Here is a 14,103-nt window from a genome sequence, read left to right on the forward strand (position 1 = left end):
CGCCACGGCGCCGGCTGCGAACCTTGTGTTCGGCGCCGACGAACGGGTAAGCTCGGGCCATGCGCTATGACCTGAACGACCTGGAAACCTTCCTGACGGTGATGGAACTGGGCACCGTCACCGCCGCCGCCGCGCGGCTGAACCTGTCGAAATCGGTGGTCAGCAAGCGGATCACCGACCTGGAGGCGACGTTGGGCGCCGCCCTGTTTCGCCGCAATGCCGGGCGCATCACCCCGACCGAGGCGGCGCTGCGCCTGGCCGAGCGGCTGCGTCCCGCGCTGGCCGAACTGGTCGCGGCGGCCGAAAGCACCGCCTGGGACATGGACGGGCTGGCGCCCCTGCGCGGCAGCCTGTCCGTCGCCGCGCCGATGAGCTTTGGCGTGCTGCACCTGGGGCCGATCATCGCCCGCTTCGCCGCCCAGAACCCCGAGCTGGAGATCAGCGTCGACTACGACGACCGCAGCCGCGACCTGGCGCGCGAGGGCTTCGACATCGGCATCCGCATCGGCAAGATGCGCGACAAGGCGCTGATGCAGCGCAAGCTGTGCGAGGACGCCAGCGTCGCCTGCGCCAGCCCCGCCTATCTGGACCGCAAGGGCCGGCCGCAAACCCTGGCCGACCTGCGCGAGCATGAGGTGATCGGCTACAGCCACCTGCCCAACAGCCAGCTGTGGCAGTTCCAGGACCGCGACCGCTTCGTCTCGCCGCTGGTGCAGGGGCGGCTGTCGATGAACAATGGCGAGGCGATCCGCGACATGGCCGTCGAGGGGCTGGGGCTGGCCATCCTGCCCGGCTTCATCGTCGCGCCGGCGCTGGCCGACGGGCGGCTGGAACGGGTGCTGCCCGGCTTTGGCACCAGGCCGCTGCCCATCGTCGCGGTCTGGCCGCCGGTCCTGCCCATGCCCGCCAAGCTGCGCCGCTTCATCGACCATGTGGCGGCGGAATTGCGCCAGCCCTCGTGGCAGGCGGGCTGGGGTGGGGGCCGCAGCGATCCCATATCCCAGGAACCCGCAATCCCAAAGGTGGTCCCGTGAAGAAGATCGGTTTCCTGTCCTTCGGCCATTGGTCGGACGAGCCCGCCTCGCACACCCGCAGCGCCCTGGACACGCTGCTGCAATCCATCGAGCTGGCCGTCGCCGCCGAGCAGCTGGGCGCGGACGGCGCCTATTTCCGCGTCCATCACTACGCCCGCCAGCTGGCTTCGCCCTTTCCGCTGCTGGCGGCGGTGGGCGCGCGCACCAGCCGTATCGAGATCGGCACCGCCGTCATCGACATGCGCTATGAAAACCCGCTGTATATGGCCGAGGATGCCGGCGCCGCCGACCTGATTTCGCAAGGGCGGCTGCAGCTGGGCATCTCGCGCGGCTCGCCCGAGCAGGTGATCGAGGGCTGGCGCTATTTCGGCTACTCCCCGGCCGAGGGCGAAAGCGACGCCGACATGGCGCGGCGCCATGCCGAGGTGTTCCTGAACGTGATCGAGGGGCATGGCTTCGCGCGGCCGAACCCGCGGCCGATGTTCCCCAACCCGCCCGGCCTGCTGCGGATCGAGCCGCATTCGCCCGGCCTGCGCCAGCGAATCTGGTGGGGCGCGGCCTCGAACGACACCGCCCGCTGGGCGGCGCAGCTGGGCATGCACCTGCAAAGCTCGACGCTCAAGACCGACGAGAACGGCAAGCCCTTCCACGTCCAGCAGGCCGAGCAGATCCGCGCCTATCGCGAGGCATGGGCGGCGGCGGGGCATGAGCGCGAGCCGCGCGTCTCGGTCAGCCGCTCGATCTTTCCGCTGATGGACGACCGCGACCGGATGTATTTCGGCCATGGCGGCAAGGAGGCCGACCAGATCGGCTTCATCGAGGAGACCCGCTCGATCTTCGGCCGCGGCTATACCGGCGAGCCCGACCGGCTGGTCGAGGATCTGCGCGAGGACGAGGCCATCGCCGAGGCCGACACGCTGCTGCTGACCGTGCCGAACCAGCTGGGCGTCGATTACAACCTGCATGTGATCGAGGCAGTTCTGGCCCATGTCGCCCCGGCGCTTGGCTGGCGCTGAGCGCGGCGCTTTGTGATCGGGGGCGCCGGGTATAGGCTTACCCCCGGAAACCAGCGCGAACGGGGACCGGATGGCGACAGAGATGACGGCCGCCGCCGAGGCGGCGGGGCATGGCGGCGGCGGGATGCCGCTTGTGGGGGTGGTCGTGCTGCTGGCGGCCGCGGTGCTGGCGGTGCCGCTGTTTCGCAAGCTGGGGCTGGGCTCGGTGCTGGGCTATCTGGCGGCGGGGCTGGCGATCGGGCCCTTCGGCCTGGGCTTCTTCGACGACCCGCAGGCGATCATCCATGTGGCCGAGCTGGGCGTGGTGCTGTTCCTGTTCGTGATCGGGCTGGAGATGCAGCCCTCGCGGCTTTGGGCGATGCGGGGCGAGATCTTCGTGCTGGGCTTTGCCCAGGTGCTGCTGGCCATCGCGGCGCTGACCTGCGTCGGGCTGGCGCTGGGTTTTCCGGTCGCCGCCAGCTTCGTGTCGGGGACCGGCTTCGTGCTGACCTCGACCGCCATCGTCATGCAGATGCTGGCCGAGCGGGGCGAAATCGCCCTGCCCAAGGGCCGGCGCATCATCGCCATCCTGCTGTTCGAGGATCTGGCCATCGTGCCGCTGCTGGCGCTGGTCGCCTTCCTGGCGCCGGGCGGCGAGGAAGTGACCTTGCCCCAGCGCCTGGCCGGCATCGCCATCGGGCTGGGCTGCATCGCCGCGCTGGTCGCGGCCGGGCGCTATCTGCTGAACCCGATGTTCGGCCTGCTGGCGCGCTTCGGCGGGCGCGAGGTGATGACCGCCGCCGCGCTGCTGGTGGTGCTGGGCGCGGGGCTGCTGATGCAATGGGGCGGGCTGTCCATGGCGATGGGCGCCTTCCTGGCCGGGGTGCTCTTGTCCGAATCCAGCTTCCGCCACCAGCTCGAGGCCGATGTCGAGCCGTTCCGCGGCCTGCTGCTGGGCCTGTTCTTCCTGGGCGTCGGCATGGCGCTGGACCTGACCGTCATCGCCGCCAACTGGGCGCTGATCGCGATCTGCGTGCCGGCCTACATGCTCTTGAAGATGCTGGTGATCTATGCCGTCGGCCGGGTGCTGCGCGCGAGCCGGGCCGAGGCGCTGGAGCGCGCGGTGCTGATGGCGCAGGGCGGCGAGTTCGCCTTTGTGCTTTATTCCAGCGCCATGCAGTTCGGCATCATCAGCGGCCAGGACAATGCCATCCTGACCGCCATCGTCATCGTCTCGATGGTGCTGACGCCGCTGCTGATCATCCTGCACGACCGGCTGGCGCCCAAGCCCGCCCCCTCGCTCGACGGGGTCGAGGCGGCGCAGGGGCTGCAAGCGCGGGTGCTGATGATCGGTTTCGGCCGCATGGGCCAGATCGTCAGCCAGCCGCTGATCGCGCGCGGCCATTCCATCTCGATCGTCGAAAGCGATCCGCAGACCATCCGCGACGCCGACGAGTTCGGCTTCAAGGTCTGGTATGGCGACGGGGCGCGGCTGGACATCCTGCACGCCGCCGGCGCCGGCAATGCCAGCCTGATCGTCGCCGTGCCCGGCGACAGGCAGGCCACCACCCGCATCGTCGAGCTGGCCAAGCACGAATTCCCGCTGGTCCCGGTCATCGCCCGCGCCTTCGACCGCGAACATGCGCGCGAACTGGTCGAGGCCGGCGCCGACTACCAACTGCGCGAGACGCTGGAAAGCGCCTTCGCCCTGGGCCGCGAGGCGCTGCTGCAGCTTGGCGACGACCCCGACGAGGTCGACGAGGTCATGGCCGAGATCCGCGGCCGCGACATGGAGCGCTTCGAGATGGAATGCGTCGGCGGCATCTTCGCCGGCCGCGACCTGCTGCTCGGCAATCGTCGGGACTAGGCGCGGGCGATCTCGATCAGCCAGACATCCGGCGCGGGACCGACCGGCAGCGCGGCCTCCGGCTCTTCGCAGAACAGCGCATCGAGCTGGTCCAGCGCCACGGTCCCGCCGGCGAAATCCAGCACCACCGGCGCGGTCGCCAGCAACAGCCGCCAGCCGGGCGCGCCCTCGGCCGCCTGGGTCAGCCGCGCCAGCCGGTGGGTGAAGGCGCCGCGCCGGGTCATCACGTTCAGGTCGGTGATCGGCCCCGCCAGCAGCCGCGCCGAGGTCGGCACATCCGCCGGGAATGCCAGCGGCGCGCTCTCCGGCGTCAGCCGCTGGGCGGGCTGCCCCTGCACCTGCAACGCGATCCCCGCGCCGATCAGCACCGCCAGCGTGCGGTCGATCTGCGGGAAGATCGAGAAATCGCCGTCCTCGGTCACGCCGGCCATGCTGACGCGCCAGCCGAAATCGGCAAGGCCCGCGCCCGCGGGGTGGACGGCGATCTCGACCGTCTCGCCGCGGCCGTTCTTCCACGGCATGCGGCGATGGTCGGCGGCTTTCAGGATGCGATGGCTCATGCGGTTCCTCCCCTTGGTTCCGGCCCCTCGGGGCCGCGGTTGCCTCAGCCCCGGCGGCGGCCCAGCACCTTGCCCACCACCGGACCCAGCACGATCACGATGACCATGCGCAGCAGGTGGTGGCTGACGACATAGGCCATGTCCGCCCCGGCGATCAGCGCGATCACCACCATCTCGGCCTGCCCGCCCGGCAGGAAGGCCAGGAAGGCGTCGAGCCCCGGCGCCAGCCCCAGGTGCATGATCCCCTCGATGAAGACCAGGCTGATCCCCGCCAAGAGCAGCGCATAGACCAGCCCGGCCGTCACATGCAGGCGCAACTCGCGCAGGGTGATGCCGGCATATTTCACCCCGACGGCGATGCCGATGAAGAATTGCGCGGCCTGGATCATCTCGGCCGGCGGGCGCTGGGTGATCAGGCCCGACAGCGACAGCGCCGCCGTCAGCACCATCGGCCCCAGGATCGAGGCGCCGAAGATGCCCAGCCGCTCGCCCCCCTTCCAGCCGACCAGCCCGGCGGCGACCATCAGCGCGATCTCGGCCGCGCCGGTCGTGCGCATCGGCGCGCCGGGCGGCTGCGACAGGTCCACGCCCCACCAGCCGGTCAGGATCAGCGGCGCGACCGTGACGATCACCAGCACCCGCGTCGCATGGATCAGCGACAGCGCGCGGACATCGCCGCCCGCCTCTTCGCCAAAGACCAGCATGTCCTGCAAGCCGCCGGGCATGGCGCCATACCAGGCCGTGGCGTGGTCGAAGCCGAAGGCGCGGCGGAACAAGGGATAGCCGACCAGCGCGATCACCCCGATGAAGCCCGGCACGAACAGCAGCGAGGCCGCCACGTCCGGCAGTTCCGCCAGCACGCCGGGCGTGATCGAGGCGCCGACCGCCACCCCCAGGATGGTGCGCATGAAGATGCCGAACTGCCCGGCCCCGGCCAAAGGCGCGCCGGCCAGCGCCGCGACCAGGCAGGCCAGCATCGGCCCCAGCAGCATGGGCAGCGGCAGGTGCAACAGCAGAAAGGCCGCGCCGCCCAGGGCGGCCAGCGCAAAGGTCAGGAGGCGGCGGTTCAGCAGGCTCATCGTCTTTCCCGGCAGGTATCCGGCGGCCAGGGGCCGGCGGGCCGAATTGGCACGGCCCGCCGGGAAATGTCAAAGCGCCTCAGCCGATCCGCGCCAGGGCCGCGCCAAAGCCCAGCACCTCGCCCTGCGCGGCGATGCGGGTCAGCCGGCCCGCCCGATGCGCCTCGATCCGGGTCTCCATCTTCATCGCCTCGATGACGGCGACGACCTGGCCCTGTTCGACCTCGGCCCCGTCCTCGGCCTGCCACAGCGTCAGCGTGCCGGGGACCGGGGCGGCCAGCAGGGCCTCGTCCGTCTCGGGCGCAGCCTCCGCGGGGGCGCCGCCCGAGGGCAAGGCCGCAAGCATGCTCGCGGGCAGGCCCAGCTCATGCCGCTTGCCGTCGATCTCGATGGCCAGGCGCAGCAGCGGCGCCTGCGCGGCGGGCGCGACGCGGGCATGGGGGGCGACCGCCTCGGCCAGCGGTTCGGCGAAATCGGTCTCGATCCAGCGGGTATGGACGCGGAAATCCCCGTCCTCGGCGCGGAAATCCGGCTGGGCCAGCACGGCGCGGGCAAAGGGCAGCACCGAGGCCACGCCCCCGATGCGGAATTCGCGCAGCGCCCGGTCGGCGCGCTGCAAGGCTTCCTCGCGGGTGGCGCCGGTCACGATCAGCTTGGCCATCAGCGAATCGAAACTGCCCGGCACCACCGAGCCTTGGGCGACGCCACTGTCCAGCCGGATGCCCGGCCCCGAGGGCGCATCGAAGACCTCGACCGGGCCGGGCGTGGGCAGGAAGCCGCGCGCGGGGTCTTCGGCATTGATGCGGAACTCGATGGCATGGCCGCGCGGCTCCGGCACGGTCTCGTCGGCCAGCTTGGCGCCTTGTGCCACGCGGATCATGCCGCGCACCAGGTCGATGCCGGTGGTTTCCTCGGTCACAGGATGCTCGACCTGAAGCCGGGTGTTCACCTCGAGAAAGGAAATCGTGCCATTGGCCGAGAGCAGGTATTCCACCGTCCCCGCGCCCGAATAGCCGGCATGGGCGCAGATGGCGCGGGCGGAATCGTGGATGCGGGCGCGCTGCTCGTCGGTCAGGAACGGCGCCGGCGCCTCTTCGACCAGCTTCTGGTTGCGACGCTGCAGGGAACAGTCGCGGGTGCCGATCACCTTGACGGTGCCGTGCCTGTCGGCCAGCACCTGCGCCTCGACATGGCGCGGGCGATCCAGGAACTGCTCGATGAAGCATTCGCCGCGGCCGAAGGCGGTCAGCGCCTCGCGGGTGGCGGATTCGAACAGCTCCTCGACCTCTTCCAGCCGCCAGGCGACCTTCATGCCGCGGCCGCCGCCGCCGAAAGCGGCCTTGATGGCGATGGGCAGGCCGTGTTCCTTTGCGAAGGCCAGCGCCTCGGCGGCGCTTTCGACCGGGCCGGGGGTGCCGGCGACCAGCGGCGCACCCACCGCCTCGGCGATGCGGCGGGCCTCGATCTTGTCGCCAAGCGCCTCGATCACCTTGGGGTCGGGGCCGATCCAGATCAGCCCGGCATCCTGCACCGCCTGGGCGAAATCGGCGCGTTCGGACAGGAAGCCATAGCCCGGATGGATGGCATCGGCCCCGGCGGCCTGGGCGATGGCGATGATCTTGCCGGCATCCAGATAGGTGTCCGAGGGCTTGTCGCCCCCCAGCGCATGGGCCTGGTCGGCCATGCGCACGAAGATCGCGTCGCGATCGGCATCGGCATAGACGGCGACGCTTTCGATGCCCTCGTCGCGGCAGGCGCGGATCACGCGGACGGCGATCTCGCCCCGGTTGGCGATCAGCAGGCGGCGGATCGGGCGGCTGGGGCCGGTGGCGAAAATGGTCATGCGGGCCTCTCTGGCGTGATGGGGGCGAAATCGGCGCTGGCGGTAAAGCGGATGCGGGCGCCGGGCGGGATCTGCCCGGCCAGATCCAGCGCCTCGGGGCGCAGGGTGGCGATGACCGGATAGCCGCCGGTCAGCGGATGGTCGGCCAGAAACAGCACCGGCTGGCCGGAATGCGGGATCTGGATGGCGCCGGTCTCGGTCCCTTCCGAGGGCAGTTCGGTTGCGTCCTCGCGCGTCACCGGCTCGCCTTGCAGGCGGATGCCGACGCGCGAGCTTTGCGGCGTCACCAGCCATTCCTGGGTCAGGAAATGCTGGACCATCTGGGGCGTGAACCAGTCGGCGCGGGGGCCCAGCGTCACCGGCAATTCCACCAGATCGCCGGGTTTCGGCAGCGCCGGTTCGGGTTCGGCCGCGGCCGCGGCGGTGGCGGGACGGTTCGCGGCGGCCAGCACCGCGCCCGCCGCGACCTGCTCGGGCCCGACATGGGCCAGCGTATCGGTGGCGGCCGAGCCCAGCACCGGCGCGACCCGGAAGCCGCCGCGCAGCGCCAGATAGCTGCGCATCCCGGCCTGCGGCGGGTCGATGGCGATCTCGTCGCCCGCATCCACGGCAAAGGCCGCGCCGCGCGGGACGGCATGGCCGGCGACGCTGGCCGGCGACGCGCCGGTCAGGGCCAGGGTCATCGGCTGGTCGGCCCGCAGCCGGACAGGGCCCAGCGTGATCTCCAGCACCGGCGCGTCCGAGGGGTTGCCGACGGCGCGATTGGCCCGCCGCGCCGCGCCCATGTCGAGCGCACCCGAGGCCGAGACGCCCTGCCCGCCCTGCCCCGGCCGCCCCTCGTCCTGAAAGACGATGGGAAAGGCGGTGGACAGCACGCGCAGGCCCTGCCGGGGTTGGGGCTGCGGGACGGCGGCCAAGGGGCGAATCTCGGCCCGGCGCGCCACGAAACGGCAGCGCACGCCGGGACGCAGCAGCGCCGGCGGGTCGCGGGACAGATCCCACATCGGCACCTCGGTGCGGCCGATCAATTGCCAGCCGCCGGGGGTCTCCTGCGGATAGACGCCGCAGAAGCGCCCGGCCAGCGCCACCGAACCCGCCGGGATACGGGTGCGCGGGGCCGGGCGGCGCGGCAGTTCGAAGCGCGGATCGTCGCAGGTCATATAGGCGAAGCCCGGCGCGAAGCCGCAAAAGGCCACCTGCCAGGTGGTCTCCTGATGGGCGGCGATCACCTCGGCCTCGGTCAGGCCCATATGGGCCGCGACATCGGCCAGATCCTCGCCGTCATAGGTCACGGGCAGCTCGACCGTCTCGCTGGCGCGGGCGTTGGGTGGCGTGCCTGGGGCGGGCTGGCGGGCCAGGACCGCGCCGGCCAGCCGGCCGTCGGCGGCGGTGCCGGGGGCGGTGCGGATCATCAGCGTGCGCGCGGCCGGGACGATCTCGGCCACGCCGGGCACCGGATCGGCCAGCAAAGCGTCGAACAGCGCCAGCGTCTGGTCCAGGTCGTCCAGTTCCGCCAGCAGGGTGCGGGGGCCGATGGGCAGGAAGCGCATGGTCACACCTGCCAATGCGTGTCGGGCACGTCGGTGATGAACATGTAGCCCGGCGCATGGGTGATGGCGAAGGGCGGCTTCGACGCCATCAGCGCCGCTTGCGGGGTCACGCCGCAGGCCCAGAACACCGGCACCTCGCCCGGCCGGATCTGCACCGGGTCGCCGAAATCGGGACGCATGAGGTCGGCGATGCCCAGGGCTTCGGGCGCGCCGACATGCACCGGGGCGCCGTGGACCGCCGGCGTGCGGCCCGAGATCATCGCCGCCTCGGCCACCCGGCCCGCCGGGATCGGCCGCATGGAAACCACCATCTTGCCATGCAACCGCCCCGCCGGACGGCAGTCGCGGTCGGTCAAAAACATCGGCACGTTGCAGCCTTGGGCGATGTGGCGCACCTCGATCCCCGCCTGCTGCAAGGGCGTCTCGAAGGTAAAGGAACAGCCGATCAGGAATGTCACCAGGTCGGGATGCTCGGCCCAGGCGGCGGTGGCGTCGGGGGTTTCTTCAGCCAGCACGCCGTCGCGCCAGATGCGATACAGCGGGATGTCGGTCCTCAGGTCGGCATCGGGCGCAAGGGCGGTGCGGGGACTGCCGGGGTCGGTCACGTCCAGCACCGGGCAGGGCTTGGGGTTGCGCTGCGCGTAAAGCAGGAAATCCCAGGCCCAGTCCCTGGGCAGCGAGATCATGTTGCATTGCGTGAATCCCGGCGCCATGCCCGCGGTGGGACGCGGGGCTTCCTGACGGCAGGCAAGGCGGGCGGCACGGGCCCCGGCCGGATCGGGCAACAGGGTCATGCCGCGCCCCCCGTGGCCGGGGCGATGGCGACGCCGCCCGCCAGCAGCGCCTCGCGGATGCGGGCGGCCATGGCCACCGCGCCGGGGCTGTCGCCATGCACGCAGATGCTGTCGGCCTGAAGGTGCAGGGTCGAGCCGTCCGCCGCCTCGATCTTGCCCTCGGTCGCCAGGCGCAGCATGCGGGCGGCGACGGCCTCGGGGTCGTGCAGCACCGCGCCCGGCTCGCGGCGCGAGACCAGCTGGCCGTCGGGGCGATAGGCGCGGTCGGCAAAGGCCTCGGCGATGGTGGGCAGGCCGGCCTCGGCCGCCTGGGCCAGGATCTGCGTCCCGGCCAGGCCCATCATGGCAAGCGAGGGATCGACGGCACGGATGCCCTCGATCACCGCTGCGCCCTGTTTCGGGTCCACGGCGATGGTGTTGTAAAGCGCGCCATGCGGCTTGACATAGCGGACGCGGGTGCCGGCGCTCGCGCAGATGCCCTGCAGCGCGCCGATCTGATAGATCACGTCCGCCACAAGTTCGGCATGGGTCACGTCCATTGGCCGGCGGCCGAAGCCCACCCGGTCGGGATAGGAGACATGCGCCCCGACCGCCACGCCCCGCGCCGCCGCCTCGCGCACGGTGGCCAGGATGGTCAGCGGGTCGCCGGCGTGAAAGCCGCAGGCGACGTTGGCCGAGCTGACGATGCCCAGCATGGTGGCGTCGTCGCCCATCTTCCAGGCGCCATAGCCCTCGCCCAGGTCGCTGTTCAGGTCGATGTTGCGGGTCATGTGATCCTCCGGGAATTGGGGCGGGAATTGGGGCGGCGGGCCCGCGGGGGGCCCGCCGCGATCATGGCTCAGGCGCCCAGGAAGGCAAAGATCGGGCCGATGGACTTGAAGCCCATGTACCAGGTCAAGGCGCAGACCACGGCGCTGGCGATCAGCAGCGGGCGGTTGTAGACATGCCCGCCCATCAGGTCGGCCCGCGCGAAGCCGACATAGGTAAAGATGGTCAGGCCGATGGGCAGGATCAGCCCGTTGAAGCCGCCGACAAAGACCAGGATGGCAGCCGGCGCCGTGCCCAGCGACAGATAGACCGCCAGCGAGATGGCGATGAAGATCACCGTCGCGATGTTGCGGTCGCGGTCGCCCATGGTGCGAAAGGCAACCAGGAAGCTGACCGAGGTATAGGCCGCGCCGATGACCGAGGTGATGGCCGCGGCCCAGAAGATCAGGCCGAAGATGCGCATCCCCCATTCGCCCAGCACCACGGCAAAGGCCTGCGCGGCGGGGTTCGCGGCCTGGCCCGACAGGTCCAGCGTCACCCCCGAGGCGACGACGCCCAGGATGGCCAGGAACAGGATGAAGCGCATGACCCCCGTGACCGCGATCCCGGTCAGCGAGGCGCGGGTGACGGCGGCCAGGTTCTGCTCGCCCACCAGTCCCTTGTCGAGCAGGCGATGCGCACCGGAATAGGTGATATAGCCGCCGACGGTGCCGCCGACGATGGTGGTGATGGTGGCGAAATCGACGATCTCGGGCAGCACCATCTGCCGCACCGCGTCGCCGACCGGCGGGTTAGAGACCAGGGCGACGATGACCGTCATGGCGATCATCAGCAAGCCCAGCCCGATCAGCGAACGGTCCAGAAGCAGCCCGGCCCGGCGCGACAGGAAGATGCCGATGGCCAGGGCCGCCGACAGCGCGCCGCCGATCTTGGGCTCGAGCCCGAACATGGCGTTCAGGCCCAGCCCGGCCCCGGCGATGTTGCCGATGTTGAAGGCCAGCCCGCCGACCAGCACCAGCACCGCCAGCAGGTAGCCCGCGCCGGGAATGGCGGCGTTCGCGGTGTCCGAGGCGTTGCGCCGGGTCAACGCGGTGATGCGCCAGATGTTGAGCTGCACCACGAAGTCGATCACGATCGAGGCGAGGATGGCAAAGGCGAAGGCAGCGCCCAGCTTTGCCGTGAAGGTCGCGGTCTGGGTGATGAAGCCCGGCCCGATGGCCGAGGTCGCCATCAGGAAGATCGCCGCCAGGAAACCGCCGCGCGCGGCGGCCGAGGCGGCAGAGGGGGAGGTGACGGATTCGGCCATCGGTCTGCTCCTGCTGCAAGGGTGGAGTGCGTCTTGGGAATGGCTCGACTGTGAATTCAACAAGACAATCCGTCAACGATAATTTGACATACATCTGTATATTGTTGAACAAAACATACGGAAAGCAGGGATGATATGCCCGGATGATGGGCAGTCCGGCGGCATCCTGCCCTGTCAGGCGGCGATGCTGGTCAGGCCAGGGCGACGAAAAACCCGGCGAATCATCGCGGGGCGGCTTGCCTGCCCCCGGCCGCTCGGCCAAGATCGCGCGGCCCCCGAGGGACGGGACAGCCCCGATGACAAAGGAACCAGCCGCGATGGCCGAAGCCCGCGAACCCGCCCCCAGCCTTGCCGAAGGCATCGCCGCCCGGCTGCGCGACCAGGTCACCGGCGGCGCTCTGGTGCCGGGCCAGCGCCTGTCCGAGGCGCGGCTGGCGGCCGAGCTGGACATTTCGCGCAATACGCTGCGCGAAGTGTTCCGCCTGCTCACGCGCGAGGGCATCCTGCGGCATGAACCGAACCGGGGGGTCTTCGTCGCGGTGCCCTCGATGGCCTCGATCCTGGACATCTACCGGGTGCGGCGGCTGATCGAGGTGCCGGCCCTGGCCCAGGCCTGGCCCGGCCATGCCGCCGTCGACCGGATGCGCGCCGCGGTGAAGCGGGCCGAGACGCTGCAGGCCATCCCCGACTGGCGCGGCGTCGGCAGCGCCAACATGGAGTTCCACGCCGCCATCGTCGCGCTGACCGACAGCCCGCGGCTGATCCAGTTCTTTACCCAGATCATCGCCGAGCTGCGGCTGGCCTTCGGCCTGCTCGACAGCCCCGAGCTGCTGCACCGCCCCTATATTTCGCGCAATGCCGAGATCCTGGGCAGGCTGGAGGCCGGCGATCCGCCCGGCGCCGCCCGGATGCTGGAGGATTACCTGAACCAGTCCGAGCGCGCCGTGCTGGAAGCCTTTGCCCGGCTGGGCTGAACCCGCCGCCGCTCAGCCTTTCCGGGGACTTGCAACCTGCCCATTCCTGCGACAATTAGGCGCATCGGAAGCCCGTTTTGCGGGCAGGCGCGAAGGACAAGCTCGGATGACCAGACCGGCCGGGGCCGTGCTGCACCAGATCACGCAGGCACTCGGCCCGGCGATCGCACCCGGCTCGCCGCGCGAGGCGCTGCGGGCGGGGGTGGGCGCGCTGGTCGGGCTGGGCGTCGCGGGGATGTTCCTGCTGTCGCCCGCGACCGACCTGCGGCTGGGGCTGTCGATGATCGCGCCCTTCGGGGCGACCTCGGTGCTGGTCTTTGCGGTCCCGAACAGCCCGCTGGCCCAGCCCTGGTCGGCGGTGGTCGGCAATTGCATCGCCGCCGCCATCGGCGTGCTGACCTGCATGGCGACGCCGCATTCGGCGCTTTGCGTCGCGATGGCGGTGGGGCTCAGCATCACCGCGATGATCCTCTTGCGCGCCGTGCATCCGCCGGCCGGCGCGGTCGCCATGACCGCCGCGCTGAACCCCGAGGCGATCCGCGAGCTTGGCTTTCACTTCGTGCTGGCGCCGGTCCTGGTCGGCACGCTGGCGCTGGTCGGGCTGGCGATGATCTATGCCCGGCTGACCGGGCGGCGCTATCCCTTTCGCCAGTTCGAGGAGCCGGGGCCGCACGGCACCGCCGACCATCCGGCGATGGAGCGGCTGGGCCTGTCCAAGGACGAGCTGACCGAGATCCTGCAACGCTATCGCCAGTCGCTAAACCTGGGGGTCGAGGATCTGGCGCGCCTGATCGGCGCCGCCGAATTGCAGGCCGCCGCCCATCGCACCGGGCCGCTGACCGCGGCGGACGTGATGTCGCGCGACCTCGTCACCGTCGCGCCGCACACGCGGCTCGTGCGCGTCGCCGACATCTTCCGCAAGCACGGCTTCACCTCGCTGCCGGTGGTCGAGGCGGGCGACCAGTTCCGCGGCGTGATCTTCCAGCTGCACCTGATCCGCCGCGCCCGCGAGGACGCCTTTCGCCACAACCGCCGCTTCCTGGCCGCCCTGTCGGACCTGATGAACCCCAGGCGCGGCACGCCGCCCCGCGCGCGCGAGATCATGCAGACCGACCCGCCGCATGTCGCGCCCGACGCGCCCATCGGGACGCTGCTGCCGATGCTCGCCTCGGGCGAATGCGAGGCGGTGCCGGTGCTGGACGGGTCGCGCATCGTCGGCATCGTGACCCAGACCGACCTGATCTCGGCCCTGGCGCGGCAAAGCCTGCGGCAAGAGCCGCCGACGCCCTGAACATGCCGATAACGACAGGCCGCGCCGCATTGCAGAACGCAC

General features: G+C 70.9%; 12 protein-coding genes. 5 read left to right on the forward strand and 7 right to left on the reverse strand.

Annotation, left to right across the window (positions count from 1 at the left end; all coding sequences use genetic code 11):
- The first annotated feature begins 59 nt into the window (after positions 1–59).
- The 3 genes from FE811_RS04065 (at position 60) to FE811_RS04075 (ending at position 3,896) form a co-directional block, all read left to right on the forward strand.
- Positions 60–1,034: a LysR family transcriptional regulator gene (locus FE811_RS04065; protein ID WP_036749926.1), complete on the forward strand. Its 975-nt coding sequence runs from the start codon at positions 60–62 to the stop codon at positions 1,032–1,034.
- The gene (locus FE811_RS04070) at positions 1,031–2,050 is read left to right on the forward strand and encodes an LLM class flavin-dependent oxidoreductase (RefSeq protein WP_116221851.1); all 1,020 of its coding nucleotides are present in this window, start codon (positions 1,031–1,033) and stop codon (positions 2,048–2,050) included. The genes FE811_RS04065 and FE811_RS04070 overlap by 4 nt, the downstream gene beginning before the upstream one ends.
- 70 nt (positions 2,051–2,120) lie before the next feature.
- Positions 2,121–3,896 (forward strand): monovalent cation:proton antiporter-2 (CPA2) family protein, encoded by a 1,776-nt coding sequence (locus FE811_RS04075; protein ID WP_114535186.1) that lies wholly within the window; start codon positions 2,121–2,123, stop codon positions 3,894–3,896.
- Here FE811_RS04075 and FE811_RS04080 read toward each other — a convergent pair.
- The 7 genes from FE811_RS04080 to FE811_RS04110 form a co-directional block, all read right to left on the reverse strand.
- Positions 3,893–4,456 carry a HutD family protein gene (locus tag FE811_RS04080; RefSeq protein ID WP_116221850.1) on the reverse strand — a complete coding sequence of 188 codons (564 nt, stop codon included), beginning with the start codon at positions 4,454–4,456 and terminating at the stop codon, positions 3,893–3,895. The genes FE811_RS04075 and FE811_RS04080 overlap by 4 nt on opposite strands.
- A 44-nt stretch (positions 4,457–4,500) precedes the next feature.
- Positions 4,501–5,535, reverse strand: coding sequence for an AbrB family transcriptional regulator (locus tag FE811_RS04085; protein WP_116221849.1), 1,035 nt, complete (start codon positions 5,533–5,535; stop codon positions 4,501–4,503).
- 79 nt (positions 5,536–5,614) lie between these two features.
- Positions 5,615–7,378, reverse strand: a complete 1,764-nt coding sequence (locus FE811_RS04090; protein WP_116221848.1) for a biotin carboxylase N-terminal domain-containing protein — start codon at positions 7,376–7,378, stop codon at positions 5,615–5,617.
- Positions 7,375–8,928, reverse strand: coding sequence for an urea amidolyase family protein (locus FE811_RS04095; RefSeq protein WP_140846813.1), 1,554 nt, complete (start codon positions 8,926–8,928; stop codon positions 7,375–7,377). The genes FE811_RS04090 and FE811_RS04095 overlap by 4 nt, the downstream gene beginning before the upstream one ends.
- Positions 8,929–8,930: 2 nt before the next feature.
- The gene (locus tag FE811_RS04100) at positions 8,931–9,722 is read right to left on the reverse strand and encodes a putative hydro-lyase (protein ID WP_116221846.1); all 792 of its coding nucleotides are present in this window, start codon (positions 9,720–9,722) and stop codon (positions 8,931–8,933) included.
- Entirely contained in the window at positions 9,719–10,492 is a 774-nt protein-coding gene (locus tag FE811_RS04105) for a LamB/YcsF family protein (RefSeq protein WP_116221845.1), read from the reverse strand. Before FE811_RS04105 ends, FE811_RS04100 begins: the two co-directional genes overlap by 4 nt.
- A 68-nt stretch (positions 10,493–10,560) precedes the next feature.
- Positions 10,561–11,796, reverse strand: coding sequence for an NRAMP family divalent metal transporter (locus tag FE811_RS04110; protein ID WP_072463562.1), 1,236 nt, complete (start codon positions 11,794–11,796; stop codon positions 10,561–10,563).
- Positions 11,797–12,092: 296 nt separating this feature from the next.
- Here FE811_RS04110 and FE811_RS04115 point away from each other — a divergent pair, with 296 nt between their 5' ends.
- Both FE811_RS04115 and FE811_RS04120 read left to right on the forward strand, forming a co-directional pair.
- Positions 12,093–12,770 (forward strand): GntR family transcriptional regulator, encoded by a 678-nt coding sequence (locus tag FE811_RS04115; protein ID WP_208021300.1) that lies wholly within the window; start codon positions 12,093–12,095, stop codon positions 12,768–12,770.
- A gap of 106 nt (positions 12,771–12,876) precedes the next feature.
- A complete protein-coding gene (locus FE811_RS04120) occupies positions 12,877–14,061 on the forward strand; it encodes an HPP family protein (RefSeq protein WP_116221844.1) in 1,185 nt (394 codons plus the stop codon).
- The last annotated feature ends 42 nt before the right edge of the window (positions 14,062–14,103 follow it).

The organism is Paracoccus sp. FO-3, assembly GCF_006386455.1.
GTDB classification, from domain to species: Bacteria; Pseudomonadota; Alphaproteobacteria; order Rhodobacterales; family Rhodobacteraceae; genus Paracoccus; species Paracoccus versutus.